19 protein-coding genes are annotated in these 26975 nt (G+C 68.6%); 9 read left to right on the top strand and 10 right to left on the bottom strand.

Going from position 1 to position 26975, the window contains the following annotated elements; translation table 11 throughout:
• Positions 1 to 123: 123 nt before the first annotated feature.
• Entirely contained in the window at positions 124 to 2451 is a 2328-nt protein-coding gene (locus NVS89_RS04845; protein WP_258731362.1) for a mechanosensitive ion channel domain-containing protein, read from the top strand.
• Positions 2452 to 2541: 90 nt separating this feature from the next.
• On the opposite strand, the gene NVS89_RS04840 is transcribed toward NVS89_RS04845, so the two are convergent.
• Positions 2542 to 3234, bottom strand: coding sequence for a GntR family transcriptional regulator (locus NVS89_RS04840; RefSeq protein ID WP_258731360.1), 693 nt, complete (start codon positions 3232 to 3234; stop codon positions 2542 to 2544).
• 197 nt (positions 3235 to 3431) lie between these two features.
• Between NVS89_RS04840 and NVS89_RS04835 the strand changes: the two genes are divergently transcribed.
• The 6 genes from NVS89_RS04835 to NVS89_RS04810 all read left to right on the top strand — a co-directional run bounded on the left by NVS89_RS04835 (position 3432) and on the right by NVS89_RS04810 (position 10886).
• On the top strand, positions 3432 to 5060 hold the full coding sequence (locus NVS89_RS04835) for an ABC transporter substrate-binding protein (protein WP_258731359.1): 1629 nt from the start codon (positions 3432 to 3434) through the stop codon (positions 5058 to 5060).
• Between the two features lie 105 nt (positions 5061 to 5165).
• Positions 5166 to 6179: an ABC transporter permease gene (locus tag NVS89_RS04830; protein ID WP_258731358.1), complete on the top strand. Its 1014-nt coding sequence runs from the start codon at positions 5166 to 5168 to the stop codon at positions 6177 to 6179.
• Positions 6180 to 6190: 11 nt separating this feature from the next.
• Positions 6191 to 7072, top strand: coding sequence for an ABC transporter permease (locus NVS89_RS04825; protein ID WP_258731356.1), 882 nt, complete (start codon positions 6191 to 6193; stop codon positions 7070 to 7072).
• A gap of 12 nt (positions 7073 to 7084) precedes the next feature.
• Positions 7085 to 8827: a dipeptide ABC transporter ATP-binding protein gene (locus tag NVS89_RS04820; RefSeq protein WP_258731355.1), complete on the top strand. Its 1743-nt coding sequence runs from the start codon at positions 7085 to 7087 to the stop codon at positions 8825 to 8827.
• Between the two features lie 89 nt (positions 8828 to 8916).
• Positions 8917 to 9897, top strand: a complete 981-nt coding sequence (locus NVS89_RS04815; protein WP_258731354.1) for an HlyD family secretion protein — start codon at positions 8917 to 8919, stop codon at positions 9895 to 9897.
• 2 nt (positions 9898 to 9899) lie between these two features.
• A complete protein-coding gene (locus NVS89_RS04810; RefSeq protein WP_258731353.1) occupies positions 9900 to 10886 on the top strand; it encodes an FUSC family protein in 987 nt (328 codons plus the stop codon).
• 7 nt (positions 10887 to 10893) lie between these two features.
• Here NVS89_RS04810 and scpA read toward each other — a convergent pair whose 3' ends face one another.
• Genes scpA through NVS89_RS04790 form a run of 4 tightly spaced genes read right to left on the bottom strand, consistent with a single transcriptional unit; the run spans position 10894 to position 18510 of the window.
• A complete protein-coding gene (gene scpA / locus NVS89_RS04805; RefSeq protein WP_258731352.1) occupies positions 10894 to 13074 on the bottom strand; it encodes a methylmalonyl-CoA mutase in 2181 nt (726 codons plus the stop codon).
• Positions 13071 to 14942 carry a methylmalonyl-CoA mutase family protein gene (locus tag NVS89_RS04800; RefSeq protein WP_258731351.1) on the bottom strand — a complete coding sequence of 624 codons (1872 nt, stop codon included), beginning with the start codon at positions 14940 to 14942 and terminating at the stop codon, positions 13071 to 13073. The genes scpA and NVS89_RS04800 overlap by 4 nt, the downstream gene beginning before the upstream one ends.
• A 10-nt stretch (positions 14943 to 14952) precedes the next feature.
• Positions 14953 to 16968 carry an acetyl-CoA carboxylase biotin carboxylase subunit gene (locus NVS89_RS04795; protein WP_258731350.1) on the bottom strand — a complete coding sequence of 672 codons (2016 nt, stop codon included), beginning with the start codon at positions 16966 to 16968 and terminating at the stop codon, positions 14953 to 14955.
• A 9-nt stretch (positions 16969 to 16977) separates the two neighbouring features.
• Positions 16978 to 18510 (bottom strand): acyl-CoA carboxylase subunit beta, encoded by a 1533-nt coding sequence (locus NVS89_RS04790; RefSeq protein WP_258731349.1) that lies wholly within the window; start codon positions 18508 to 18510, stop codon positions 16978 to 16980.
• Between the two features lie 251 nt (positions 18511 to 18761).
• Between NVS89_RS04790 and NVS89_RS04785 the strand changes: the two genes are divergently transcribed.
• Complete coding sequence (locus NVS89_RS04785) at positions 18762 to 20195, top strand: helix-turn-helix domain-containing protein (protein WP_258731348.1); 1434 nt, start codon at positions 18762 to 18764, stop codon at positions 20193 to 20195.
• A 55-nt stretch (positions 20196 to 20250) separates the two neighbouring features.
• Here NVS89_RS04785 and glnT read toward each other — a convergent pair whose 3' ends face one another.
• The 5 genes from glnT to NVS89_RS04760 form a co-directional block, all read right to left on the bottom strand.
• Positions 20251 to 21555 (bottom strand): type III glutamate--ammonia ligase, encoded by a 1305-nt coding sequence (glnT, locus tag NVS89_RS04780; RefSeq protein WP_258731347.1) that lies wholly within the window; start codon positions 21553 to 21555, stop codon positions 20251 to 20253.
• Positions 21556 to 21641: 86 nt separating this feature from the next.
• Entirely contained in the window at positions 21642 to 22979 is a 1338-nt protein-coding gene (locus tag NVS89_RS04775; RefSeq protein WP_258731346.1) for an FMN-binding glutamate synthase family protein, read from the bottom strand.
• A gap of 11 nt (positions 22980 to 22990) precedes the next feature.
• Entirely contained in the window at positions 22991 to 23716 is a 726-nt protein-coding gene (locus tag NVS89_RS04770; RefSeq protein WP_258731345.1) for a GltB/FmdC/FwdC-like GXGXG domain-containing protein, read from the bottom strand.
• Positions 23713 to 24594 (bottom strand): class II glutamine amidotransferase, encoded by an 882-nt coding sequence (locus tag NVS89_RS04765; protein WP_258731344.1) that lies wholly within the window; start codon positions 24592 to 24594, stop codon positions 23713 to 23715. Before NVS89_RS04765 ends, NVS89_RS04770 begins: the two co-directional genes overlap by 4 nt.
• A gap of 144 nt (positions 24595 to 24738) precedes the next feature.
• The gene (locus NVS89_RS04760; protein WP_258731343.1) at positions 24739 to 25419 is read right to left on the bottom strand and encodes a helix-turn-helix domain-containing protein; all 681 of its coding nucleotides are present in this window, start codon (positions 25417 to 25419) and stop codon (positions 24739 to 24741) included.
• 158 nt (positions 25420 to 25577) lie between these two features.
• On the opposite strand from NVS89_RS04760, the gene sthA reads away from it, so the two are divergent.
• Positions 25578 to 26972: a Si-specific NAD(P)(+) transhydrogenase gene (sthA, locus tag NVS89_RS04755; RefSeq protein ID WP_258731342.1), complete on the top strand. Its 1395-nt coding sequence runs from the start codon at positions 25578 to 25580 to the stop codon at positions 26970 to 26972.
• Positions 26973 to 26975 lie beyond the last annotated feature (3 nt).

Raw genomic sequence — 26975 nt, 5'->3', positions numbered from 1 at the left:
ATCTGGAACCCTTGGGAGGAACAAGCGTCGGCGTGCCGCGTTGGCGATGGCCCGCCTCCTGCCGCTCGCCCGTGCCATGCGTTGCGACTCGGGCGCTCGTGATCAAGAACGACGGGATCTCTTATGCCGCCGCGCGCGTTACCCAGCCTTCTCCTGCTCGCCTTCTGCCTTCTCTTCACCGCACCGGCCTTCAGCCAGGTGCCGGCTCCGGCCGCTTCGACGCCCGCCTCGACCCCTGCGACGGAGACGACGCCCAATCTGCGCGCGCTGCTCGATACGTTGAGCAACGATGCAACCCGCAAGGAGTTCCTCGACAAGCTGCGCGCCCTGGTCGACAGCGGCGCCGTCGCCGAGGAGCCGGTCAAGCGCGAGGACTGGCTGTCCGGCGCTACCGAATCGCTCGGAGCCTTCTCCGGGGCCGTGCTCGGCATCCTTAGCGAGATCGAGACGCTGCCCACCGAGGCGATGCAGCTGTTCGAGAATCTCACCGACCCGTTCGTGCTTCAGCGCATCGGCTGGGCGGTGAGCATGGTCATCGCGGTACTGGTGGCGGCGATCTTCGCCGAATACGCCGCCAAATGGCTGCTGTCGCGTCCGCGGCGCGCCATCGAGGCCAGGGCGACGCATTCCTTCATCGCCAAGCTGCTGATGCTCATCATGCGCACCATACTCGACGTGGTGCCGATCGCCGTCTTCGCGGCGGTGGCCTATGGCGTGCTGGCGCTGGTCGAGCTCAGCTTCATCGTCCGGCTGGCGGTGGTGACGGTGATCAACGCCAACGTCCTCGCGCGGCTGGTGATCGTCGCCGCGCGGGCGGTACTGACGCCGGACACGCCGAAGATGCGGCTGTTCAGGCTCGACAATGAAAGCGCGGCCTATGGCTATCTCTGGGTCCGGCGCTTCACGCACACGGCGATCTACGGCTATTTCATCCTGCGCGCGGCCTGGGTGCTCGGGCTCTCCCGGGCGGCCTACGTGTTCTTCGGCGACCTGCTCGCCCTCCTGCTCGCGGGCATGTGCGTCGTCCTGATCCTCCAGGTCAGGAACGGCGTGGGACGGCGTCTGCGCCGGATCGGCTCGCGTGACAGCAAGCTCGCCCGGGTGCGCGACACCGTCGCCGAGTTCTGGCACGTGCTGATGATCGCCTACATCTCCGTGGCGTATCTGGTGTGGGTGCTGGACATCGGCCGCGGCTTCGACTTCCTCGCCCGCGCGACGCTGCTCTCCATCCTCGCCGTGACGATCGCGACGCTGGTCGGGATAGGGCTCATCCGCGCCTTCGACCGGGTGTTCCGGCTCAACCCGGAGCTCCATGCCCGCTTCCCTCTGCTCGAGGTGCGGGCCAATCGCTACATCCCCATCCTGCGTGCCGTGCTGAAATGGGTGTTCATCGCCTTCGTCGTGCTGGTGCTGCTGGAGATCTGGGGCGCGCAGCCCTTCCTGTGGCTGTCCTCGGAGTCCGGGCAGGGCCTTGTCGGCCGGATGATCTCGATCGGCATCGTGCTGGTGATCGGGCTCGTCCTGTGGGAGATCGCGGCCGCCTTCGCCGAACGGCTGCGCCTCACCAACCCCAACTCGACGCGGCTGAAGACGCTTCTGCCCTTCGTGCAGAACGCGTTCCGCGTCGTGCTGCTGACGCTGGGCGGACTGATCCTGCTGTCGGAAGTCGGCGTCGATATCGCCCCGCTGCTGGCCGGTGCCGGTGTGCTCGGCCTCGCCATCGGCTTCGGCGCCCAAACTTTGGTCAAGGACGTCATCACCGGCGTGTTCATCCTGATGGAGGACACGCTGTCGGTGGGCGACGTGGTCGAGGTGGGCACTCATGCCGGGCTGGTGGAGAAGATCACCATCCGCACCGTCCACATGCGCGATTTCGACGGCAATGTGCACTCGATCCCGTTCGGCGAGGTGCAGACCATCAAGAACATGTCGAAGGATTTCGCCTACGCCGTGGTCGACGTCAACGTCGCCTATCGCGAGAACATCGACGATGCGCTGGCGGTGATGGCGGAGGTCGCGGCGGACATGGCCGCCAAGGGGCCGCTGGCGGACACCATCGTCGAGCCGTTCGAGGTGGTTGGCGTCGAGGCCTTGCAGGAGTCCAGCGTCTGGCTGCGCGGGCGTTTCAAGACCCGGCCGCTGGGCCAGTGGAACGTCAGGCGCGAGTTCTACCGGCGCATCAAGGCGGCGTTCGAGGCGAAGGGGATCGAGATCCCGTTCCCGCATCGCACCATCTACATGGGATCCGACAAGAAGGGGCTGGCGGCGCCGCTGCGCGTCGTCAACCAGCGTCCCGAGGACATCGAGATGCCCTCGCGCCGCCGCGCCGACGCCGCCCGTGCGGCGCGCACGCCCGGGCCGCTCATCGAGGAGCATCCCGGCGCGCGCGAGCGTACGGACGAGGAGGACGGGTCGATGCTTCCCACGATCGAGGAAAAGGACCAGTCCTGACGCGCGGTCGGCAGGACTGGCGGCGAGACCCGGCGGCGATGGCGAGATCCATTGCCGTCGGACGTCACCGCCGTTCGCTTTGGGAGATGGTCAGCCGGCCTTCGCCCGGTGGGGGGAAGAGCCCGGCGCTTCCATCGCTGTCGCGACGAGCTGCTCGAAGGCGTCCTCGACCAGGCTGACATGGTGCAGCATGGCGGCATGGGCCGCAGTGGCATCGCCGCCGAGCACGGCCCGCACCACCGCCCCGTGCTCGGCATGGGACAGGGCGAGCCGGCCCGGGGCGCGGAACTGCGCCCGCCGGAACGGCCCGACGCGCCGGCGCAGCCCGGCCGTCATCTCCGCCAGCACGGGATTGTGGGTCCCGGCATAGAACATGGCGTGCAGCGCGGTGTTGGCGGCGGTGTAGGCGGGGACGTCGTCCTGCGCCACCATCTCGCCCATGGAGTCGTAGAGCGCGCCGAGGCGCCGGCGCTCGATCGGCGTCATGCTCATGGCGGAGAGCCGGGCGCAGGTCGCCTCCAGTTCGCCCATGGCGACGAACAGCATCTCGAGTTCGTCCGAGGTCACCTGCGCGACGATGGCCCCGCGGCGCGGGCGCAATTCGATCAGCCCGGTGGTCGCGAGCTGGCGCAGCGCCTCGCGGACCGGGGTGCGCGAGGTGCCGTAGCGGGCGGCCAGCATATGCTCGTCGAGGCGGCTGCCGGGCGCCAGCGTGCCGTCGAGAATGGCATCGGCGATCTCGCTCGCCAGCTTCTCGGTCCGCGTCTGCCGGTCATCCGACATGGGTGGGCGCCTATCCTGCTGCACTCGCCGAAAGAACACCGCCTATCCTTGCCATGAATCGGGAATTGCATACAGGCCAGAATTTGAGCAAGCGTGAAAACAATTTGAGCACGCAAATTCACGAAATTGCATGCACAGTATTGGCCAGAGAATGCAGCGGTACCTTCCATCCGACATTGCCCGGAGCTCGGCCTTCCATGAACCGTCGTGAATTTCTGAAGTCCGCCGCCGTTGTTTCCTCCGCCGCCGCTACCGGCGTCGCCGCCCCGGCCGTGTGGTCGTCGGCGAGCGCGCAGTCGGCGCGGCAGGAGACCCTGCTGCTGGTCAGCGAGTCCGGTCCGAACAATCTCGACATCCATGGCGTGGGCACCAACCGTCCCGGCTACGAGGTGGCGTGGAACTGCTACGACCGCCTGATGAGCTACGGCACCAAGACGATGCCGGACGGCACGCAGAGCTACGACCGCGACAAGCTGGTGCCCGAGCTTGCCGAGGAGTGGGACCTCAAGCCGGACTCGGTCACCTTCAAGCTGCGCAAGGACGCGACCTTCCACGACGGCTCGCCGGTGACGGCGCAGGACGTGAAGTGGTCCTTCGACCGCGCGGTGTCGGTCGGCGGCTTCCCGACCGTGCAGATGAAGGCCGGCTCGCTGGAGAAGCCGGAGCAGTTCGTGGCGGTCGACGACCACACCTTCCGCGTCGACTTCATCCGCCCCGACCGTCTGACCATGCCGGACCTCGCGGTGATCGTGCCGTCGGTGTTCAACTCCAGGCTGGTGCAGTCCAAGGCCACCGAGCAGGACAAGTGGGGCCTCGAATACACCAAGCAGAACACGGCCGGGGGCGGCGCCTACAAGGTGACGAAGTGGCAGTCCGGCACCGAGGTGCTGTTCGAGCGCAACGATTCCTGGAAGTGCGGCCCGATGCCGGCGCTGAAGCGCGTGGTGTGGCGCATGGTGCCTTCCGCCGGCAACCGCCGGGCGCTGATCGAGCGCGGCGACGCCGACATCTCCTTCGACCTGCCGGCCAAGGACTTCGTGGAGCTCGACAAGGAAGGGAAGGTGAAGGTCATCTCCAACCCGATCTCGAACGGCATCCAGTATATCGGCATGAACGTCACCAAGCCGCCCTTCGACAAGCTCGGGGTGCGCCAGGCGGTGGCCTATGCGCTGCCCTACCAGAAGATCATGGACGCGGTGCTGTTCGGCCTCGCCAAGCCGCTCTACGGCGCCAAGTCGAACACGGTGAGCGAGCCGGTCTGGCCGCAGGCCCACGCCTACGACACCGACATCGCCAAGGCCAAGGAACTGATGGCGAAGGCCGGCTATGCCGACGGCTTCGAGACCACGCTGTCCTTCGACCTCGGCTCGGCGGCGATCAACGAGCCGCTCTGCACGCTGGTGCAGGAGAGCCTCGGCCAGATCGGCATCAAGGTGACGCTGAACAAGATCCCGGGCGCCAACTGGCGCGGCGAGCTGATCAAGAAGGAGATGCCGCTCATCTCCAACTTCTTCTCGGGCTGGCTCGACTATCCCGAATACTTCTTCTTCTGGTGCTATCATGGCCAGAACACGCTGTTCAACACGATGAGCTACAAGAACCCGGCCATGGACAAGCTGATCGACGGCGCCCGCGCCGCGGCGGCGGCGGCCGACTGGCCGACCTACAACAAGGACGTCGACGGCTTCATCGACATCGCCTTCGCCGACGTGCCGCGCGTGCCGCTCTACCAGCCTTATCTCAGCGTCGCGATGCAGAAGCCGATCACCGGCTACCAGTACTGGTTCCACCGCCAGCTCGACTACCGGACCCTGAAGAAGGGCTGAGGGTAGCGCGGCGCGCGCCTACGGCGCCGCGGCGATGTGCGGACCACGGCGACGGCCGCCGTGGTCCGAAAGGACGGTCGTACTCTCAACCGCGGAGGGTTGCGCGTGCTTGCCCAGATAGCCAGGCGTCTTGCGACGGCGATACCGAGCATCATCGGGGTCATCATCGTCACCTTCCTGCTGACCCGGGTGCTGCCGGGCGACACGGCGGCCTATTTCGCCGGCCCGGCGGCGACGCCGCAGGCGATCGAGGAGATCCGCGCCAAGCTCGGCCTCGACAAGCCGCTGCCGGTGCAGTTCGTCGCCTATGTGAAGGACCTCGCCACCGGCAATCTGGGCAATTCGCTGACCACCGGCCAGCCGGTGCTCGACGATCTGCGCGCGCGCCTGCCGGCTTCCGCCGAGCTGACCCTGCTCGGCCTGCTGCTGTCGATCCTGATCGCCGTGCCGCTCGGCATCCTTGCCGCCGTGCGGCAGGGCTCGTGGATCGACCATCTGTGCCGGATCGTGGCGACCGCCGGCGTGTCGCTGCCCGTCTTCTTCACCGGCCTTCTGCTGGTCTATGTCTTCTATTTCCGGCTCGGCTGGGCGCCGGCGCCGCTGGGGCGGCTCGACTTCTTCTATTCCGCCCCGCCGGACATCACCGGCTTCTACCTGATCGACAGCCTGGCGACCGGCGATTTCGAGACCTTCCGCGCCGCCTTCTCGCAGATCTGGCTGCCGGCGGTGACGCTCGCCATCTTCTCGCTGGCGCCGATCGCGCGCATGACGCGCGCCTCCATGCTCGCCGTGCTCGCCTCCGACTTCGTGCGCACGGCGCGCGCGAGCGGGCTGAAGCCCTCGAAGATCGTGCTCGGCTACGCCTTCCGCAACGCGCTGCTGCCGGTCATCACCACGCTCGGCATGGTGTTCTCCTTCCTGCTCGGCGCCAACGTGCTGGTGGAGAAGGTGTTCGCCTGGCCGGGCATCGGCTCCTACGCCATCGAGGCGCTGATCACCTCCGACTACGCGCCGGTGCAGGGCTTCGTGCTCGCCATGGCGATCCTCTACGTGCTGCTCAACCTCGCCATCGACATTCTCTACGGCCTCGTCGATCCGCGCGTGCGCATCGAAGCGTGAGGAGATCCGCCATGAGCCTCGCCACCGCAACCGACGCCCCGCCCGCCCGGGACAACCTGTTCTCCCATGCGCGCCACATCATGGCCGAGAACCCGGTCACCGGCATCGCCTTCGGGCTGTTCGCGCTGCTCGTCGTCGCGGCGCTGATCGGCCCCTATGTCGTGCCGTACGACCCGCTGGCGAGCGACACCGCCGCCGCGCTGCAGCCGCCGAGCGCGACACACTGGTTCGGCACCGACCAACTCGGGCGCGACATCTTCTCGCGTGTGGTGGTGGCGAGCCGGCTCGACATGACCATCGCCGTTGCATCCGTCGCGCTGGTGTTCGTGGTCGGCGGCTTCGCGGGCCTCGCGGCCGGCTATTTCGGCGGCTGGACCGACCAGATCGTCGGGCGCGTCTCCGACACCATCATGGCCTTTCCGCTGTTCGTCCTCGCCATGGGCATCGTCGCGGCGATGGGCAACACGGTGACGAACATCATCATCGCCACCGCGATCATCAACTTCCCGCTCTATGTCCGCGTCGCCCGCGCCGAGGCGAACATCCGCCGCGAGGCCGGCTTCGTGCAGGCGGCGCGGCTGACCGGCAATTCGGAGCTGCGCATCCTGCTCGGGCAGATCGCGCCCAACATCCTGCCGATCATGATGGTGCAGGTCTCGCTGACCATGGGCTACGCCATCCTCAACGCAGCGGGCCTGTCCTTCATCGGCCTCGGTGTGCGCCCGCCCACGCCCGAATGGGGCATCATGGTCGCCGAGGGCGCCTCCTTCATCATCTCCGGCGAATGGTGGATCGCCTTCTTCCCGGGCGTGACGCTCATGCTCGCGGTGTTCTGCTTCAACCTGCTCGGCGACGGCCTGCGCGACCTCGTCGATCCGCAGCGGCGCACCTGAGGAGAGCGGGCCATGAACATCCGCACCGACATCGCGCACGGGGCCAACCACATGCAGCCGCCGCTTCTCGACGTGCAGGACCTCACCGTCGAGTTCGCCACCCGGCGCGGCGCGGTACGGGCGGTGGAGAAGGTGAACCTCACCCTCGGCCGGGGCGAGACGCTGGGCATCGTCGGCGAATCCGGCTCCGGCAAGTCGGTCACTTCCTACACCGTCATGCGCATCCTCGACCGTGCCGGCCGCATCGCCGAGGGCACCATCACCTTCGGCGGCGTCGATGTCGGCAACGCCTCGGAGAGCACGGTGCGCGCCCTGCGCGGGCGCGAGATGTCGATGATCTTCCAGAACCCGCGCGCGGCGCTGAACCCGATCCGCAAGGTCGGCAAGCAGATCGAGGACGTGCTGATCGAGCATGTGCAGGCGCAACCGAGCGATGCCAGGGAGAAGGCGATCGAGGTGCTGAAGGCCGTGCGCATCGCCCGGCCGGAGGAGCGCTACCACGCCTATCCGTTCGAGCTGTCGGGCGGCATGTGCCAGCGCATCGTGATCGCGCTGGCGCTCGCCTGCCGGCCGCAGCTCCTCATCGCCGACGAGCCGACCACCGGCCTCGACGTCACCACCCAGAAGGCGGTGATGGACCTCGTGGTCGAGCTCGCGCGCGAGCGCAACATGGCGACCATCCTCATCACCCACGATCTCGGGCTGGCGGCCGCCTATTGCGACCGGGTGATGGTGATGGAGAAGGGCAAGGTGGTGGAATCCGCCACCGCCGAGGCGATCTTCCGTGCCCCCCAGCACGTCTATACCCGCAAGCTTATGCGTGCGACGCCGCGTCCCGGCATCGGCCTGCGCGACCTGCTGCCGGAGGGCACGGTGCCCGAGGCGGCGCCGCCCATGCCCGCGGCGATGCCGGCAAAGACGGGCGAGCCGCTGCTGGTGGTCGAGAATCTCGTGAAGGAATATCCGCGCCAGGGAAGCGGCGGCGGGTTCGCGAAGCTGTTCGGCAGGAGCGCGGACGCGGAGGCGGACGCACCCTTCCGCGCGGTGGACGGCATCAGCTTCGAGGTCGCGCGGGGCGAAAGCCTCGGCCTTGTGGGTGAATCGGGCTGCGGCAAGTCCACCACCTCGATGATGGTGATGCGCCTCGCCGATCCGACCTCCGGGCGGATCCTGTTCGACGGCGAGGACATCGGCGCCATGCCGGCGCGCCGCTTCGCCCGCTCGTCCTTCCGCCCGCGCATCCAGCTCGTGTTCCAGGACCCGACCGACAGCCTCAACCCGCGCTTCACCGCCGCCCGCGCCATCGCCGATCCGCTGATGCGCATGGGAACGGGTCTCGGCGGCGGCGCCCTGCGCGCGCGGGTGGAGGAACTGGCCGGGCTGGTCGGCCTTCCCACGCAGTTTCTCGACCGCTTCCCGCACCAGCTCTCCGGCGGGCAGAAGGCGCGCGTGGGCATCGCCCGGGCGATCGCGCTCGATCCCGATCTGGTCGTGCTCGACGAGCCGACCGCCGCGCTCGACGTCTCGGTGCAGGCCGTGGTGCTCAACCTGCTGCAGGACCTCAAGGTCCGGCTCGGCATGAGCTACATCTTCGTCAGCCACGATCTCGAAGTGGTGCGCATGCTGTGCGACCGCGTCATCGTCATGCGCGCGGGGCGTATCGTGGAAGAGGGCCGCACCGCCGAGGTGATGGCGGCGCCGAAGGCGGACTATACGCGCGAGCTTCTGTCCTCGATCCCGCATCCGCCGCTGTGAAGAGCGCGTGCGGGACGGATTGAGGACCGCCTGCAAAACCGCGATGATGCCGGCAACCGCCGCGCGGGATGCGGGAGATTCGTGGTTACATGCTGAGCCGCCTGCTGCGCCATCCGGTGACGCTGATCGTGGGCGTGGCGATCGCGCTTTTCGCGCTCTACGAGATCAGCGTCCGCTTCTTCGCCTACACCTCCGACGCCTATGTGATGAGCGACATCGTCGTCATCTCCTCGCAGATCGAGGGCCCGGTCTCCCGCCTCGCGGTGCAGAACGACCAGCCCGTCGCGGCGGGCGACCTGCTGTTCGAGATCGAGCGGACCCCGTTCCAGCTCAAGCTCGAGGAGACGCAGGCCGCGCTCGCGCAGGCGAAGGCCGATCTGGAACTCGCCCACGACGAGGTGACGGCGGCGAAGGCGAACGTCACCTCGGCCGAGGCGGTGCAGACCAACGCCCAGGCGACGCTGGGACGGGTGAAGTCGCTCTCGACCGAGGGCTTCTCGACCGAGGCCAATCTGGACGTCGCCACCCGCGACGTCGCCACCGCCGGCGCCAATGTGCTGATGGCGCAGGCCCAGCTCAGCGTGGCCGCGCGCCGCGTGACGGTGGCGCAGGCGAACATCGCCGCCGCCAATGCCGCGCTCGACAAGGCGCAGTACGATCTCTCCAAGACCACTGTGGCCGCGCCCGAGCCGGGGCATGTGGCACCCTTCACCACAAGGCAGGGTGACTATCTCGAGCCCGGCTCCAAGGTGCTGGCGCTGGTGACGGAGCGGCGCCGGCGCATCGTCGCGAACGTCGCCGAGCGTCATCTCGCCCGGCTGCAGGTCGGCCAGAAGGTGTGGCTGACGCTCGGCTCCGATCCCTGGGTCATCCATGAAGGCCATGTCAGCGGCATCGCCACCGGCGTGGCGCGCTCGCCGGATGTGCCGGAGGTCGTGCCCTATGTGGCGCCGACGACCGACTGGGTGCGGCTGCCGCGGCGCTTCCCGGTGGAGGTCACGCTCGACGACTGGCCGGACGGCTTGCGGCTGTTCAACGGCGCGGATGCCCGCGTGCTGATCTGGTTCTAGCGATGGACGACGTCGCCCGACAGGCCTTCGCCACAGCCTCGGGCGTGCTCGTCGCGGTCTACATCGCCCTGTGGATGGGGCTGGCCGAGCCCTACTGGGCCGCGCTCAGCGTGATGATCATCGCCAATACCGACCGCGACGCGCTGTTCACCAAGGGCGTGCTGCGGGTGACGGGCACGCTCATCGGCGTGACCCTCGGCTATTTCGTCGGCCAGTGGATGGAAGGGCTGCCGGTGCAGCAGGCGGTGCTGGTCACCGCCTCCGCCGCCCTCGGCACCTATGGCCGCCAGCGCAGTGCCTATGGCTATGCCTGGTTCTACGGCGCGCTGACCTTCATGCTGGTCATGCTCTACACCATGGTCCAGCCGCAGGACCTCTACGACTTCGCCTTCGACCGCTGCTACGAGATCATGATCGGCGTGGTCTGCGGCACGCTGTCGAACTGGGCGCTCGGCCCGCGCGCGGGCGAACTGCCGGCGCATCTGGTGGCGCAGCCGAGCGCCGCCACCCCCGAGAACGCGCTGCGCCAGTCGCTGATCGCCGGGCTCGGCACCATCATCATCGTGCTGATCTGGGCCTATTTCGACCTGCCGCAGCTCCCCCAGGTGCTGATCTCCAGCCTGATCGTGGTCGACAGCGACCCGATGGCGACGCGCCACCGGGGTTTCCAGCGCATCCTCGGCTGCATCATCGGCGGGACGGCGGGGCTCATCGTCATCGGCATCGATGCTTCCGACCCGTGGTGGTGGACCGCCGCGCTGTTCTTCGGCGTGTTCACCTTCGCCCGGCTGCACCTCGCCAAGTCGCCGAACGCCTATATCGGCACGCAATCGGCGATCGCCTATCTGGTGACGCTGGTGGGCGCGGGGCCGCCGACCTCGCTCGACCCGCCGGTCGACCGGCTGGTCGGCATCGTGATCGGGGTCAGCATCATGACCGTGCTGGTCTGGGCGTTCAATCCGCTCAAGTCGGCGCAGAAGCCGGCCTGAGGCGGCGCTATTCCGCCGCCTGCTTGTGGCCGAGACGGCCGGAGAGCTTGGCGAGCAGCTCGGCCGCCGCGTCGGCGATGACGGTGCCCGGCGGGTAGATCGCCTCCGCGCCGGCCGCGTGCACCGCGTCGTAGTCCTGCGGCGGGACGACGCCGCCGACCACCACCATGATGTCCGGCCGGCCCTCCGCCGCCAGCGCCGCCTTCACCTGCGGCACGAGGGTGAGGTGCCCGGCGGCGAGCGAGGAGATGCCGATGACGTGCACGTCGTTCTCCACCGCCTGGCGGGCGGCTTCCTCCGGCGTGGCGAAGAGCGGGCCGATATCGACGTCGAAGCCGAGATCGGCGAAGGCCGAGGCAATCACCTTCTGCCCGCGGTCGTGCCCGTCCTGCCCGACCTTGGCGACCAGGATGCGCGGGCGCCGGCCTTCCTCGTGCTCGAACACGTCCACCATGGCGCGGACGCGGCCCACCTTGTCGGTCATCGCTTCGGCCTCCCGGCGATAGACGCCGGAGACCGCGCGGATTTCGGCGCGGTGCCGGCCGAAGACGCGCTCCAGCGCGTCGGAGATTTCCCCCACCGTCGCCTTGGCGCGGGCGGCATCGATGGCGAGCGCGAGCAGGTTGCCCTTGCCCGCCGCCCCGTTCTCCAGCGCCGTCAGGGCGGCCTCCACCGCCTTCGGGTCGCGCTCGGCCTTGAGGCGCCTCAGCTTCTCGAGCTGGGCGGCGCGCACGGCCGAATTGTCGACCCTCAGCACGTCGATCGGGGTCTCGCGCAGGGGCCGGTACTTGTTGACGCCGACCACGCTCTGCGCGCCGCCGTCGATGCGCGCTTGGGTGATGGCGGCGGCTTCCTCGATGCGCAGCTTCGGAATGCCGGCCTCGATCGCCTTGGCCATGCCGCCGAGCTCCTCGACCTCGGCGATGTGGCCGAGCGCGCGGCGGGCGAGATCGGCCGTCAGGCGCTCGACGTAATAGGCCCCGCCCCAGGGGTCGATCGCCCGCGTGGTGCCGCTCTCCTGCTGCAGCAGGATCTGCGTGTTGCGGGCGATGCGGGCGGAGAAGTCGGTCGGCAGCGCCAGCGCCTCGTCGAGCGCATTGGTGTGCAGCGACTGGGTGTGGCCCTGGGTTGCCGCCATCGCCTCGACCATGGTGCGCATGACGTTGTTGAACACGTCCTGCGCCGTCAGGCTCCAGCCCGAGGTCTGCGAATGGGTGCGCAGCGGCAGCGACTTCTCGCTCTGCGCGCCCAGTTCCTTCATCAGCTTCGCCCAGATGAGGCGGGCGGCGCGCAGCTTGGCGACCTCCATGAAGAAGTTCATGCCGATCGCCCAGAAGAAGCTGAGGCGCGGTGCGAAGCTGTCGATAGGCAGGCCCGCCTCGCCGCCCGCGCGCACATATTGCACGCCATCTGCCAGCGTATAGGCGAGCTCGAGGTCCTGCGTCGCCCCGGCTTCCTGCATGTGATAGCCGGAGATCGAGATCGAGTTGAAGCGCGGCATCTCCTTCGAGGCGAAGGCGAAGATGTCGGAGATGATGCGCATCGAAGGGCCGGGCGGGTAGATGTAGGTGTTGCGGACCATGAACTCCTTGAGGATGTCGTTCTGGATGGTCCCGGAGAGCTGGGCTGGCTTCACGCCCTGCTCCTCCGCCGCGACGACATAGAGCGCGAGCACCGGCAGCACCGCGCCGTTCATGGTCATGGACACGCTCATCCGGTCCAGCGGGATGCCGGAGAACAGGGTGCGCATGTCGAGTATGGAATCGATCGCCACCCCCGCCATGCCGACATCGCCGGCGACGCGCGGATGGTCGCTGTCATAGCCGCGATGGGTGGCGAGGTCGAAGGCGACCGACAGCCCCTTCTGACCCGCCGCGAGGTTGCGGCGGTAGAAGGCGTTCGAGTCCTCGGCGGTCGAGAAGCCGGCATATTGCCGGATCGTCCACGGCCGGGTCGCGTACATGGTGGGATAAGGTCCGCGCAGGAACGGCGCGATGCCCGGATAGGAATCGACGAAGCCGAGGCCCTCGATGTCGTGCGGTCCGTAGACCGGCTTCACCGCGATGCGCTCGGGCGTCTGCCACGCCTCGGCGGCGGCCGCCGGCGCGGGAGGCCGGGGCGCCGTCCATTCGATGGCGGAAAAATCGGGGATGCGGCTGGCGCCGCCGGTCGTCCTGCCCGTGCTCATGACGTGACCTCCCGTGTGGCATCGATGCCGAGCCGGCGGTGGGCACCGGCGAGAAAGGCGATGAGATCGTCGCCCGCCGCGAGGAAGACCTCGACCCCGGCCGCGCGCCAGGCGTCCTCCTGCTCGCCCGGGCGTCCGGCAAGATAGAGCGTGCCCGCACCCGCCGCGCGCAGCGCCCGCGCCGCCTCGACCGCTGACGTCGCGTAGACCTCGTCCGAGGAGCACAGGCAGGCGATGCCCGCGCCGGAGGCCCGGAAGGCCTCGGCGAGCGCGCCCCAGTCGGTGAAGCCGTCATTGGAGAGGGCGGCGATGCCGCCAACCTCGAAGGCGGCGCGGGCGAAGCCCGAACGCGCGGTGAAATCGGACGGCGTGCCGAGATTGGCGAGGAAGACCCGAGGCGCCGGATTGGCCGCCTCGCCCGCGGTGCGGAGCCGCTCGAACGGTTCGGCGAGGCGATGGCCGGCGAGCGGCTCGCAGCTCAGCGCACCCTCGCCCCCCGGGATGGGCACGGGGCGCGGCGGCGCCAGGACCGGCGGCACGCTCTCGCCGAGCAGCGGGAATTCCGAGGTGCCGGTCAGCGGCAGGCGCCGCGTCGCCACTTCCTTCGTCCGCGCCGCGCGCGCGGTGGCAAGGCGGCGCTGCCAGGTGCCGGCGGTGAGCGCCTCCACCATGCCGCCCTCGCGCTCGATGTCGCGGAAGATGTCCCATGCCGCCGCGGCGAGCTTCTCGGTGCGTTCCTCGATCGCGCCCGCGCCGGCGCCGGGATCGGCGACGCGGTGGATGTTCGATTCCTCGATCAGCAGGATCTGCGTGTTGCGGGCGAGCCGGCGCGCGGCGTTGTCCGGCAGGCCGAGCGCCTGGGTGAAGGGCAGCACGGTCAGGCTGTCGGCGCCGCCCGTGCCCGCCGCGAAGGCGGCGACCGTGCCGCGCAGCAGGTTCACGTAAGGATCGTGCCGGGTGAGCGTGCGCCAGGCAGTCTCCATATGGATGGCGACCGGAACCGCCTCCGCGCCGCAGGCGCCGAGCATCGCCGCCCAGAGCTGGCGGAAGGCGCGGGGCTTGGCCTGCGTACCGAACTGGTCGACGTCCGCAGTCAGCGTCACCTCGATCGCGGCGGCCGCTTCCTCCAGCGTCAGCCCGGCGGCCTCCAGCGCGCGCAGATAGGCCGTCGCCGTCGCCAGTACGGCGGCGAGCTCCTGCGCGTCCGTGGCACCGGCATCGTGATGAATGCGCCCGTCCGCGCGCAGCATGGGCGAGGTGAAGCCGCGCCCGCGCAGCGTGCCGGCGGTCTGGCCGAGCCGGGCAGCGAGTGCGTCCCACTCGATCGGCGCACTGCCGAGCGCGGCCAGATCGCCGATCGGATCGAGCCCGAAGCGCAGGTCGAGCCGCGCCGGATCGTGCTTCTCGAACAGCCGGGCGAGGGCGAGCGCGATGTCGCGCCCCTGGAACTGACCCGCCTCGACCCGCAGCGTGATCAGCTCCGGCATCACCCCCTGCAGCACCGCCACCAGTTCCTCGTGGCGCACGGGCAGGCCGAAGCCGCGGGCGGAGGGGGCGGACGCGAAGACGAGGCCGATGCCGTCGGCCCCGCCGTCGAGATCTTCCAGAATCTGTTCGTTGGCGAGGGCGGGGTTGTCGTGGTCGATCCGGGAGACGATGCGCCATGGCGCGCCGGCCGGCCGTCCGGCGAGCGGCATCGCGTCCCGGCGCCGCTCGGGCAGGGCGTCGAGCGTGTAGCCGTCGGGCGTGCGCGTCACCATCCGCCTGTCATAGGGCGCGCCCTTCAGCACGCCCTCGACCAGCTTCAGCCAGTCCGCCCGGCTCGCGGGCGGGAAGGAGGCGAGGTCGAGATCGGTGAGCGCATCCATGAGGCCCTCCTCAGGCGAATTCCAGGATGACGGCGTCCACGGCGAGGCTGTCGCCGGCCTTGGCGAGGATCCGGGCCACGGTGGCGTCGCGTTCCGCCCGCAGCACGTTCTCCATCTTCATCGCCTCGACCACGGCCAGCGCCTCGCCGGCCTTCACCTCCTGGCCCTCGGCCACGGCGATCGAGACCACGAGGCCGGGCATCGGGCAGAGCAACTGCTTGCCGCTGCCAGCCTCCAGCTTCACCGGCATCAGCGCGGCGAGTTCGGCCTCGCGATGGGTGTAGACGAGGGCATCGACCGCCACGCCGCGATGGGCGAGGCTAACGCCATTGAGGCGCGGGCGCACCTGTACGCTGATCGCCTCGTCGTCGAACACGCCGTTCCACACCGGCTCGCCCGGCTGCCAGCCCGAGCGCAGCTCGTGCGTGTCCTGCGGCTTCCCGTCGGCGCCGAGGAAGGTGACGATGAAGCCGCCCGCTGCGCGGTCGACCTCGCAGGGGATGGCGAGTTCGCCCAGCCGGACCATGCGCTGGTGCTCGAACATGACCGGCCGGCCGGCGATCTGGCCGCTGATGGCGCGCTTGCGGGCATTGCCGACATTGTCGATCACCGCCGCCACGGCGGCGAGCCGGCGCGCCAGCACCGGGCTCGGCGCGGTGGCGTGGAAGCCGTCCTTGTACTCCTCGGCGATGAAGCCGGTGGAGAGCCGGCCCTCGCGCCAGCGCGGATGGGCCATCAGCGCGGACAGGAACGGGATGTTGTGCTGGATGCCGTCGATGGCGAAGGCGTCGAGCGCGTCCGCCTGCGCCTCGATCGCCTGCTCGCGGGTCGGCGCGTGGGTGATCAGCTTGGCGATCATCGGGTCGTAATAGAGCGAGATCTCCCCGCCCTCGTAGACGCCGGTGTCGTTGCGCACCGTGACGCCGTCCTTCACCGCTTCCGCCGGCGGGCGGTAGCGCGACAGCCGGCCGATGGAGGGCAGGAAGTTGCGGTAGGGGTCCTCGGCATAGACGCGCGATTCGACTGCCCAGCCGTTCAGCTTCACGTCGGCCTGGGTCATGGCCAGCTTCTCGCCGGCGGCGACGCGGATCATCTGCTCGACGAGGTCGATGCCGGTGACGAGCTCGGTGACCGGATGCTCCACCTGCAGACGGGTGTTCATCTCGAGGAAGTAGAACGAGCGGTCCTGCCCGGCGACGAATTCCACCGTGCCGGCGCTGTCGTAGTTCACCGCCTTCGCTAGCGCCACGGCCTGCTCGCCCATCAGGCGGCGGGTGGCCTCGTCCAGCAGCGGGGAGGGGGCCTCCTCGACCACCTTCTGGTTCCGGCGCTGGATCGAGCATTCGCGCTCGCCGAGATAGATGACGTTGCCGTGCTTGTCGCCGAGCACCTGGATCTCGATGTGCCGGGGATCGACGATGAATTTCTCGACGAAGACGCGGTCGTCGCCGAAGGAGGACTTCGCCTCCGAGCGCGCGCGGTCGAAGCCGTCCTTCACCTCGTCGCGCGAATAGGCGATGCGCATGCCCTTGCCGCCGCCGCCGGCCGAAGCCTTGATCATCACCGGATAGCCGATCTCGTCGGCGATCTTTGCGGCATGGTCGGCATCCTCGATGACGCCGAGATGGCCGGGGACGGTCGAGACGCTGGCGGCGGCCGCTGCCTTCTTCGACTCGATCTTGTCGCCCATGGCCTCGATCGCGCCCGGGTTCGGGCCGATGAAGACGATGCCCGCCGCCGCCAGCGCTTCAGGGAAGGAGGCGCGCTCGGACAGGAAGCCGTAGCCGGGATGGACCGCCTCGGCCCCGGTCTGCCGGCACGCCTCGATGATCTTGTCCGCCAGCAGGTAGGACTGCGCGGCGGGCGCGGCGCCGATAGGCACCGCCTCGTCCGCCATGGCGACGTGGAGAGCGTCCTTGTCCGCGTCGGAGAAGACGGCGACGGTCCTGATGCCCATCTTCCGCGCCGTCTTGATGACGCGGCAGGCGATCTCGCCCCGGTTCGCGATGAGGATCTTCTTGAACATGCGTGAGCCTCACAGCGGCAGGTTGTCGTGCTTCTTCATCGGCGCCTCGACCTTCTTCGAGGCGAGCAGGGCGAGCGCCCGGGCGATGCGCTTGCGCGTCGAGCGCGGCGTGATCACCTCGTCGATATAGCCGCGCTCGGCCGCCACGAAGGGCGAGAGGAAGCGCGCCTCATATTCCGCGGTGCGCTCGGCGATCTTCGCGGGGTCGTCGATGTCGGCGCGGAAGATGATCTCCACCGCACCCTTGGCGCCCATCACCGCGATCTGCGCCGTCGGCCAGGCATAGTTCACGTCGCCGCCGATATGCTTGGAGGCCATCACGTCATAGGCGCCGCCGAAGGCCTTGCGGGTGATGATGGTGACGAGCGGCACGCTCGCTTCCGAATAGGCGAAGAGCAGCTTGGCGCCGTGCTTGATCAGCCCGCCATATTCCTGCGCCGTGCCGGGCAGGAAGCCGGGCACATCGACGAAGGTGACGATCGGGATCTCGAACGCGTCGCAGAAGCGCACGAACCGCGCCGCCTTGCGCGAGGCGTCGGCGTCGAGCACGCCGGCGAGCACCATGGGCTGGTTGGCGACCAGCCCGACGGTCCGTCCCTGTATGCGGCCGAAGCCGGTGATGATGTTCCGCGCGAAGGCTTCCTGGATCTCGAAGAAGTCGCCCTCGTCGACGGTCTTCGCGATCAGCTCCTTCATGTCGTAGGGCTTGTTGGGATTGTCCGGCACCAGCGTGTCGAGCGAGGCGTCGAGCCGCTCGGCATCGTCGAAGCTCGGCCATTCCGGCACGCCGTCGCGGTTGTTGGCCGGCAGGAAGTCGATCAGCCGGCGCATCTGCAGCAGGCACTCGACGTCGTTGTCATAGGCGCCGTCGGCGACCGAGGACTTGGAGGTGTGCACCTTGGCACCGCCGAGCTCCTCCGAGGTCACGCTCTCGTTTGTGACGGTCTTCACCACGTCCGGCCCGGTGACGAACATGTAGGAGGTGTCGCGGACCATAAAGATGAAGTCGGTCATGGCCGGCGAATAGACGTCGCCGCCGGCGCAGGGACCCATGATGACCGAGATCTGCGGGATGACGCCGGAGGCGAGAACGTTGCGCTTGAACACCTCGCCATAGCCGCCGAGCGCGGCGACGCCCTCCTGGATGCGCGCGCCGCCGGCGTCGAACAGCCCGATGACGGGCGCGCGGGTCTTCAGCGCCATGTCCTGGATCTTGGTGATCTTGGCCGCATGCGCCTCCGAGAGCGAGCCGCCGAACACGGTGAAGTCCTTGGCGAAGACGAAGACCTTGCGCCCGTTCACCGTGCCCCAGCCGGTGACGACGCCGTCGCCGGGGGTCCTGGTCTTCTCCATGCCGAAATCGGTGCAGCGGTGCTGCACGAAGGTGTCGAACTCCTCGAAGGAGCCGCTGTCGAGCAGGAGCTCGATGCGCTCGCGGGCGGTGAGCTTGCCGCGCTTGTGCTGCGCGTCGATGCGCCGCTCGCCGCCGCCCATGCGGGCGCCGGCGCGGCGCTGTTCGAGCTCATCGAGAATGTGCTTCATGGCGGTCCCTCGAACGCATCGTCTCGTCGTGGCGGCAGCGGCGTGCCGGCCGCAGCTCGCCCTCGGCTTCATGCCCCGGGCGCCCGACGGGAAAGCCGCCGGCGATGCCCGTCATCGCGCGCCGCGTTCGCGCATCCTGCACGTCTTCCCGGCACACGTCGTGTCTTAGGCGCTTGCGGGACAAAAGATAAGCTGTGAAAATGCGGATCGTGAAATTGTAAAATTTTCACAAAATCGAAGGTCCGCCGTTCATGTCGAAGAAGGTCTATGCCGGTCACGCGGTGCGCAACGTGCGCGAGCGGCTCGGCCTGACGCAGATCGACTTCGCCCGTCGCCTTTCCCTCTCGCCAAGCTACATCAATCAGATCGAGAGTAACCAGCGTCCCGTGACGGCCGCCGTGCTGCTCGCGATCAGCCGCACCTTCAATCTCGACATCGCCCATTTCGGTGCCGACGATCTCGACCGCGTGGTGACGGATCTGCGCGAGGCGCTGGCTGATCCGGTCTTCAAGGGGCTGGAGCCGAGCCTCCAGGACCTGAAGAACGCGACTACCCACGCCCCCGCCTTCGCCCATGCGTTCCTGCGGCTCTACGGTGCGCTGCGCCGGCTCGAGGAGCGCCGAGCGGCCCATGACGACGCGGTGACGTCGATCGCCACCGAGCTCGACGGCGAGGCGCGCAACCTCGCCCCCTATGAGGAGGTGCGCGACCACTTCCACTACATCGACAACTATGTCGACGGGCTCGACCGTGCCGCCGAGGAGCGCAGCGCCGCGCTCGACCTGTTCGCGCGCGACGACGCCCCCGCCGTGCTGGTCGAGCATCTGCGCCGGCACCACGGCATCACGGTCGATGCCGCGCCGGCCGACGAGCCCGACGCGCCGCTGCTGCATTTCGACCGCCACCGGCGAACCGCGACGCTCTCGCGCACGCTCGATCCGGCGAGCCGCAGCTTCCGCCTCGCGGCGCTGATCGCCCGCTTCGAGCAGAGCGAGCTGATCGACCGGCATGTGCTGGATGCGGGCTTCCGCAGCGCGGCGGCGCGCGAAGTGTGCCGGCTGTCGCTGCAGAACTATTATGCCGGCGCGCTGATCCTGCCCTATCGCCGTTTCGCCCGCCTGGCGCGCGAGACGCGGCACGACCTCGACCTCCTCGGCGCCATGACCGGGGCGAGCCTCGAGCAGGTCTGCCATCGGCTCTCGACCCTGCAGCGGCCGGGCGAGAAGGGGGTGCCGTTCTATTTCCTGAAGGTCGACCGCGCCGGCAACGTCATCAAGCGCCACAGCGCCACGCGTTTCCAGTTCGCGCGCTATGGCGGCGCCTGCCCGGTGTGGAACGTCCACGAGGCGTTCGAGCAGCCCTCGCGCATGCTGATGCAGTTCGGCGAGATGCCGGACGGGGTGCGCTATCTGTGCCTCGCGCGCAGCACCTCGAAGCCGCCGACGCGCCACGGCCAGCGCGAGCGCCGCTACGCGCTCGGCATCGGCTGCGAGGTCTCCTATGCGGGCGAGGTGGTCTATGCCGACGGGATGGACCTGAAATCGGCCAGCGTGTCGCCGCTCGGCGTCAACTGCCGCATCTGCCCGCGGACCGCCTGTCCCGAGCGCGCCTTTCCCCCGCTGGACCGCGAGATCACGCTCGATCCGGACCGACGCGGCGTGGTGCCGTTCACCGTGCGCGATTGAGAAAGGGCGCGAGCGGCCGGGTCAGTGCCCGGCCGCCGCTGTCGTCGGGCGCCGCTCAGATGTCGAGCGTGTTGGCGCGTTCCCATTCGGTGAGGTGGTGGGAATAGGCGTTCCACTCCTCGGTCTTCAGCTTGATGTAGCCGTCGATGAGGGGGGCGCCGAGCGCGCTGCGCAGGATGTTCGACTTCGCCAGCGCACGGGTGGCGTCGAGCAGGTTGAGCGGCAGCTTCTTGGCGCCGCGCACCTTGTGCCCGTCCGTGTACATGTTGATGTCGAGCCGCTTGCCCGGATCGCGCTGGTTCTGGATGCCGTCGAGGCCGGCGGCGAGCACGGCGGCGGGCATCAGATAGGGATTGGCCGAGCCGTCCGGCAGGCGAAGCTCCAGCCGCCCCGCATCGGGGATGCGGATCATGTGGGTGCGGTTGTTGCCAGTGTAGGTGACGGTGTTGGGGGCCCAGGTGGCGCCGGAGATCGTGACCGGCGCGTTGATGCGCTTGTAGGAGTTCACCGTCGGATTGGTGAAGGCGCACATCGCCTCGGCATTGTGGATCAGCCCGCCGATGAAGCTGTAGCCGAGGTCGGACAGGCCGAGCTCGCCGTCCTCGTCCTCGAACAGGTTGGCGCCGTCCGGGCTCCACAGCGAGGTGTGCATGTGGCAGCCCGAGCCGGTGAGGTCGATGAAGGGCTTGGGCATGAAGGTGGCGCGCAGCCCGTGCTTCTCGGCGATCGCCTTGACCATGTACTTGAAGAAGACGTGGCGGTCGGCGGTGACGAGGGCGTCGTCGAAGTCCCAGTTCATCTCGAACTGGCCGTTCGCGTCCTCATGGTCGTTCTGGTAGGGCCCCCAGCCGAGGGTCAGCATGCAGTCGCAGATCTCCCTGATGACCTCGAAGCGGCGCATCAGGGCGGACTGGTCGTAGCAGGGCTTGGTCGCGTCGTCGGCGGCGTCGGAGATCTTCAGGCCGTCGGGTGTGGTGAGGAAGTACTCGCACTCGACGCCGCTCTTCATCTGGTAGCCGAGCGAGTCGGCGCCGAGCATGATGTTCTTGAGAACGTTGCGCGGGGCCTGCGCGACCAGCTCGTCATTCATGACGAGGTCCGAGGCGAGCCAGCCGACCTCGGGTTTCCAGGGAAGCTGGATCAGGCTCTCGGGATCGGGAACCGCGAACAGGTCCGGGTCCGCCGGCGTCATGTCGAGCCAGGTGGCGAAGCCGGCGAAGCCCGCGCCCGCCTTCTGCATGCCGCCGATCGCGGCGGCCGGCACCAGCTTGGCGCGCAGCGCGCCGAACAGGTCGACATAGGAGATGAGGAAGTACTTGATGCCGAGTTCTTTGGCGGCGTGAGCGAGATCGTTTGCCATCTGCAATCCGTGCTGTTCCCCGACCCTTCCGGGTTCTTTGCGCGATGATCAAATGCAAACCCCGCGCCGAGGCGCGGGGTGCGGGTTCAGAATCGTCCGTCCCGACCGGGAATCCAGTCGGTGCCGGCGAGCGGTACGTTGGCCATCGCCGCCGCCTCGATGGTCAGCGCGACGAGGTCCTCGGGCTCGAGATTGTGCACGTGGCTCTTGCCGCAGGCGCGGGCGATGGTCTGGCACTCCAGCGTCAGCACCGCGAGGTAGTTGGCAAGGCGACGGCCGGCGGCGACCGGGTCGAGCCGCTTCATCAGCTCGGGGTCCTGGGTGGTGATGCCGGCCGGGTCGCGTCCCTCGTGCCAGTCGTCATAGGCGCCGGCGACGGTGCCGAGCGCCTCGTATTCCGCCTGGTAGTGGGGATCGTTGTCGCCGAGCGCCACCAGCGCCGCCGTGCCGATGGCGACCGCGTCGGCGCCGAGCGCCAGCGCCTTGGCGACGTCCGCGCCGTTGCGGATGCCGCCGGAGACCACGAGCTGCACCTTGCGGTGCATGCCGAGGTCCTGAAGCGCCTTCACCGCCTGATGCACCGCCGCGATGGTCGGGATGCCGACATTCTCGATGAACACTTCCTGCGTCGCTGCCGTGCCGCCCTGCATGCCGTCGACGACCACGACGTCGGCACCGGACTTCACCGCCAGCGCGGTGTCGTAATAGGGACGCGCCGCGCCGACCTTCACATAGATCGGCTTCTCCCAGTCGGTGATCTCCCGCAACTCCTCGATCTTGATCTCGAGGTCGTCGGGGCCGGTCCAGTCGGGATGGCGGCAGGCCGAGCGCTGGTCGATGCCGACGGGCAGGGTGCGCATGGCCGCGACGCGCTCGGTGATCTTCTGGCCGAGCAGCATGCCACCGCCGCCGGGCTTGGCGCCCTGGCCGACCACCACCTCGATGGCGTCGGCGCGCTTCAGATCGTCCGGGTTCATGCCGTAGCGCGAGGGCAGGTACTGGTAAACGAGCGTCTTCGAGTGCCCGCGCTCCTCATTGGTCATGCCGCCGTCGCCGGTGGTGGTCGAGGTGCCCATGGTCGAGGCGCCGCGCCCGAGCGCTTCCTTGGCATTGGCCGAGAGCGAGCCGAAGCTCATGCCGGCAATGGTGACCGGGATCTTGAGCTCGATCGGCTTCTTGGCGAAGCGGGTGCCGAGCACGACCGAGGTGTCGCAGCGCTCGCGATAACCCTCCAGCGGGTAGCGCGACATCGAGGCGCCGAGAAACAGCAGGTCGTCGAAATGGGGAACCTTGCGCTTCGCGCCGGCGCCGCGGATGTCGTAGATGCCGGTCGCGGCGGCGCGGCGGATCTCCGAGAGCGTGTACTCGTCGAAGGTGGCCGAGACGCGCGGCTTGGTGCGCGGGGTGTGGGTCATGTCGTTCATCGCGCCCGCCCTCAGTAGCTCGACACGTTGTCGATGTGGAAGTGGTAGAGCGAGCGGGCCGAGCCGTAGCGGCGGAACTCGGAGATGTCGACCTCGCCGAGAATGCCGGCGGCGTCGAGCTTGGCGGCGAGCAGCGTCCTGTGCTCGTCGCGCATCTCCTTCTCCACGCAGTCGGCGCCGAGGCCGGCGACCGAGCCGCGCACGAACAGCTTCGCCTCGTAGAGGCTGTCGCCCAGCGCCTCGCCCGCGTCGCCCAGCACGGTGAGGGTGCCGGCCTGCGCCATGAAGGCGCTCATGTGGCCGACCGAGCCCTTCACCACGATGTCGACGCCCTTCATCGAGATGCCGCAGCGCGCCGAGGCGTTGCCGTCGATGACCAGCAGGCCGCCATGGGCGGTGGCGCCGGCGGACTGGCTGGCGTCGCCCTTCACATGCACGAAGCCGCTCATCATGTTCTCGGCGACGCCGACGCCGGCATTGCCGTTCACGATCACGCTCGCCTGCTTGTTCATGCCGGCGCAGTAGTAGCCGACGGGACCGTCGATCTCGACCGTCACCGGCACGTCGAGCCCTGCTGCGATCGCGTGGCGTCCGGCGGGGTTGGCGATCCGCCAGTAGGTCTCGTTGGTGTCGGGCGTCAGCTTGTGGAGCGCCGCGTTCAGCTCGCGCAGCGCGGAGCTGGCGAGGTCGATATCGACGGCCCGTTCGGCCGCCGCAGGGGTGAGGGAGAGTTTCATGCGGCGCGATCCCAGAAATAGACCTTGGCCGGCTCCGGCTCGAACACGCGGGCGGAATCGATGCCCGGCAGGCCGGCGAGGGCGCGGTATTCGGAGCCGAAGGCGACATAGCCATCGGTCTCGGCCATGACGGCGGGCTTGCAGGCGATGGGATCGCGCAGCACGCCGAAGCCGCTCTCCGTGCCGACGACGAAGGTGTAGAAGCCGTCGAGGTCGTCCAGCGAATGGGTCAGCGCCTCGCCCAGCGAGTCACCCGAGCGCATGCGGTAGGTGAGGTAGGCGGCCGCGACCTCGCTGTCGTTCTCGGTGTCGACGCTCACGCCCTCGCGCGCCAGCCGGCGACGCACGCCCGCATGGTTGGAGAGCGAGCCATTGTGCACGAGGCACTGGTCCGGGCCGGTGGAGAAGGGGTGGGCGCCGTCCGTCGTCACCGCGCTCTCCGTCGCCATGCGGGTATGGCCGATGGCGTGGGTGCCGGACATGGCGTCCAGCTTGAAGCGGCGGGCGACGTCGGCGGGCAGGCCGACTTCCTTGTAGAGCTCCATGCGCGCGCCGGCACCGACCACGCGGATATCCGGCGCGATGCGGGCCAGGGCGGTACGCGCGGCCATCTCCTCGGCCGCCGGCACGCTCAGCACCGCATGGGTGTCGCGCGGGGTGACGAGATGGCCGATCTCGGCGCCGATCTTCGCGAAATCGGTGCCGGCCGGGCCGCGCAGGGTCAGCTTGACGAAACCGGGAGCACCGGCGCCGTACACGGCGAAGCCGGCCGAGTCCGGCCCGCGGTCACACATCACGTCGAGCATCTGCGCCAGCATGGCGCCGAGCTCGGGTTCGAGTTTGGGGTCCTTGAGGAACAGCCCGACGATGCCGCACATGGCGGAGCTCCTGGCACAAATCCGGGGGAGGCGATGTCACGCTCCTTCTTAGGTGCGTGCCGGCGAGCCGTCAATGCAGGAGAATAAATTTTTCTTCTGAGGAAATTGAGGGGCGAGGGTTGCGGGGGGAGCGGGCGTCCGCGCTCAGCTCGGCGCGCGCGGATAGACGATGATCGACAGATAGGTCATCGGCCGCACCAGCAGTTCCTCCGGCCCATGCGTGGCGGCGGAATCGAACATCAGCGAGTCGCCCGGCCGCAGATGGTAGGTGCGGTCGCCATGGCGATAGATCACCTCGCCGGAAAGCATGTGGATGAACTCGATGCCCACATGGTGGAAGCCGGTATAGGGCACCGCCTCCTCGCTGAGCGTGATCAGGTAGGGCTCGACCGCCACCTCGCCGCCGAGCGCGTGGCCGAGCAGCTCGTATTGGTGCCCGACCTTGGTGCCGCGCCGCTCGATGTGCACGCCCTGCCCGGCGGGCACGAAGGAGCAGTCGCGCTTTTCCTCGAAGGAGGAGAACAGCGTCGACAGCGGCACGTTGAGCACGCTCGAGATCGCCTGCAGCGTGGCGAGGGAGGGCGAGATCAGCCCGTTCTCGATCTTGGAGAGCATGCCGACCGAGATGCCGGCGGCGCTGGCGAGATCGGAGACGGTGAGGTCGAGGTCGCGGCGGGTGGCGCGGACCTGGAGGCCCAGCGCCTGCTCCAGCGTGCGCTCGTTGGCGACCGGCGCTCCCGAGCCGGTGCTGAGCTCTTCCGCACCCGGCTCGGCTCCCTTCGCCGCCTGCGCCTTGCCCGATGTCTCCTGCCTGCGATCAGCCACGCGTGCCACCTCTTCCCTGTGTCCTGCCCCTTGACGCCACGGCCTCGCGCCCGCGCCCGATATCCTGCCGCCGGAAGGCGGTCGTCATCGGACCTTGGCATTCATCGTGCATCGAAAGCCCGGGCGTCCATCCCGCCATCAGAACGGTTCAGCTTTCAATGTACGACTTCGACATGATTGTCATCGGCAGCGGCCCGTCGGGGCGGCGTGCCGCGGTGCAGTCCGCAAAAATCGGCAAGTCGGTGCTGGTGATCGAGAAGGGCCGGCGCGTCGGCGGGGTCTCTGTCCATACCGGCACGATTCCCTCCAAGACTCTGCGCGAGACCGTGCTCAACCTGTCGGGCTGGCGCGAGCGCGGCTTCTACGGGCGCTCCTACCGGGTGAAGCACGACATCGGGGCGGGCGACCTGATGAGCCGGCTGCACAAGACGCTCGACCACGAGGTCGAGGTCCTCGAGCACCAGTTCGCCCGCAACGGGGTGAAGAACGCGCGCGGCGAGGCCCGCTTCACTGATCCGCACACGATCGAGGTCACCAATGACGATGGTGACGTCGACGTCTTCACCGCGGCGCATGTCCTGATCGCCTGCGGTACGCGCCCGTTCCGCCCCGACTACGTGCCCTTCAACGGCATGACCGTGTTCGACAGCGACGAGATCGTCGACCTGCCCAAGCTGCCGCGCAGCCTCGCGGTGATCGGCGCGGGCGTCATCGGCGTGGAATACGCCACTATCTTCAGCGCGCTCGACGTCGCGGTGACGCTGATCGAGCCGCGCAGCAGCTTCCTCGACTTCATCGACAAGGAGCTGATCGACGAGTTCGTGCACGAACTGCGCGACCGGAACGTGGGGCTGAGGCTCGGTTCCGCCGTCACCTCGATCGAACTTGACGGCGATGAGCGCCCGGTCTGCAAGCTGGCCGACGGGCGCACCGTGCAGTCCGACATGCTGCTCTTCGCCGCCGGGCGCGTGGGCGCGACCGACCGGCTGAACCTCGACGCGGCAGGGCTCGCGGTCGACCATCGCGGGCGCATCGCCGTCGAGCCCAAGACGCTGCAGACGAACGTGCCGCACATCTACGCGGCGGGAGACGTGATCGGCTTTCCAAGCCTCGCCTCGACCTCGATGGAGCAGGGGCGCGTCGCCGCCTGCCACGCCTTCGGGCTGGAGCCGCCGCCGCCGCCGGAATTCTTCCCCTATGGCATCTATTCGGTGCCGGAGATGTCCACGGTCGGCATGAGCGAGGAGGAGGTGCGCCGGCGCGAGATTCCCTATGAATGCGGCATCGCCCGCTTCCGGGAGACCTCGCGCGGCCACATCATGGGGCTGAACAACGGGATGATGAAGATGATCTTCTCGGTGAAGACCCGGCGTCTGCTCGGCGTGCACATCGTGGGCGAGGGCGCCACCGAGCTGATCCACATCGGCCAGGCGGTGCTGAACCTCAAGGGCACGATCGACTACTTCATCGAGAACACGTTCAACTACCCGACCCTCGCTGAGGCCTACAAGATCGCCGGCCTCGACGCCTGGAACCGCCTGCCGCGCGTGTAGCCG

This window comes from Ancylobacter mangrovi (assembly GCF_024752355.1).
Taxonomy (GTDB): Bacteria; Pseudomonadota; Alphaproteobacteria; order Rhizobiales; family Xanthobacteraceae; genus Ancylobacter; species Ancylobacter mangrovi.
The sequence above is the reverse complement of the archived record's forward strand: the minus strand, read 5'-3'. Positions and strand labels throughout refer to the sequence as shown.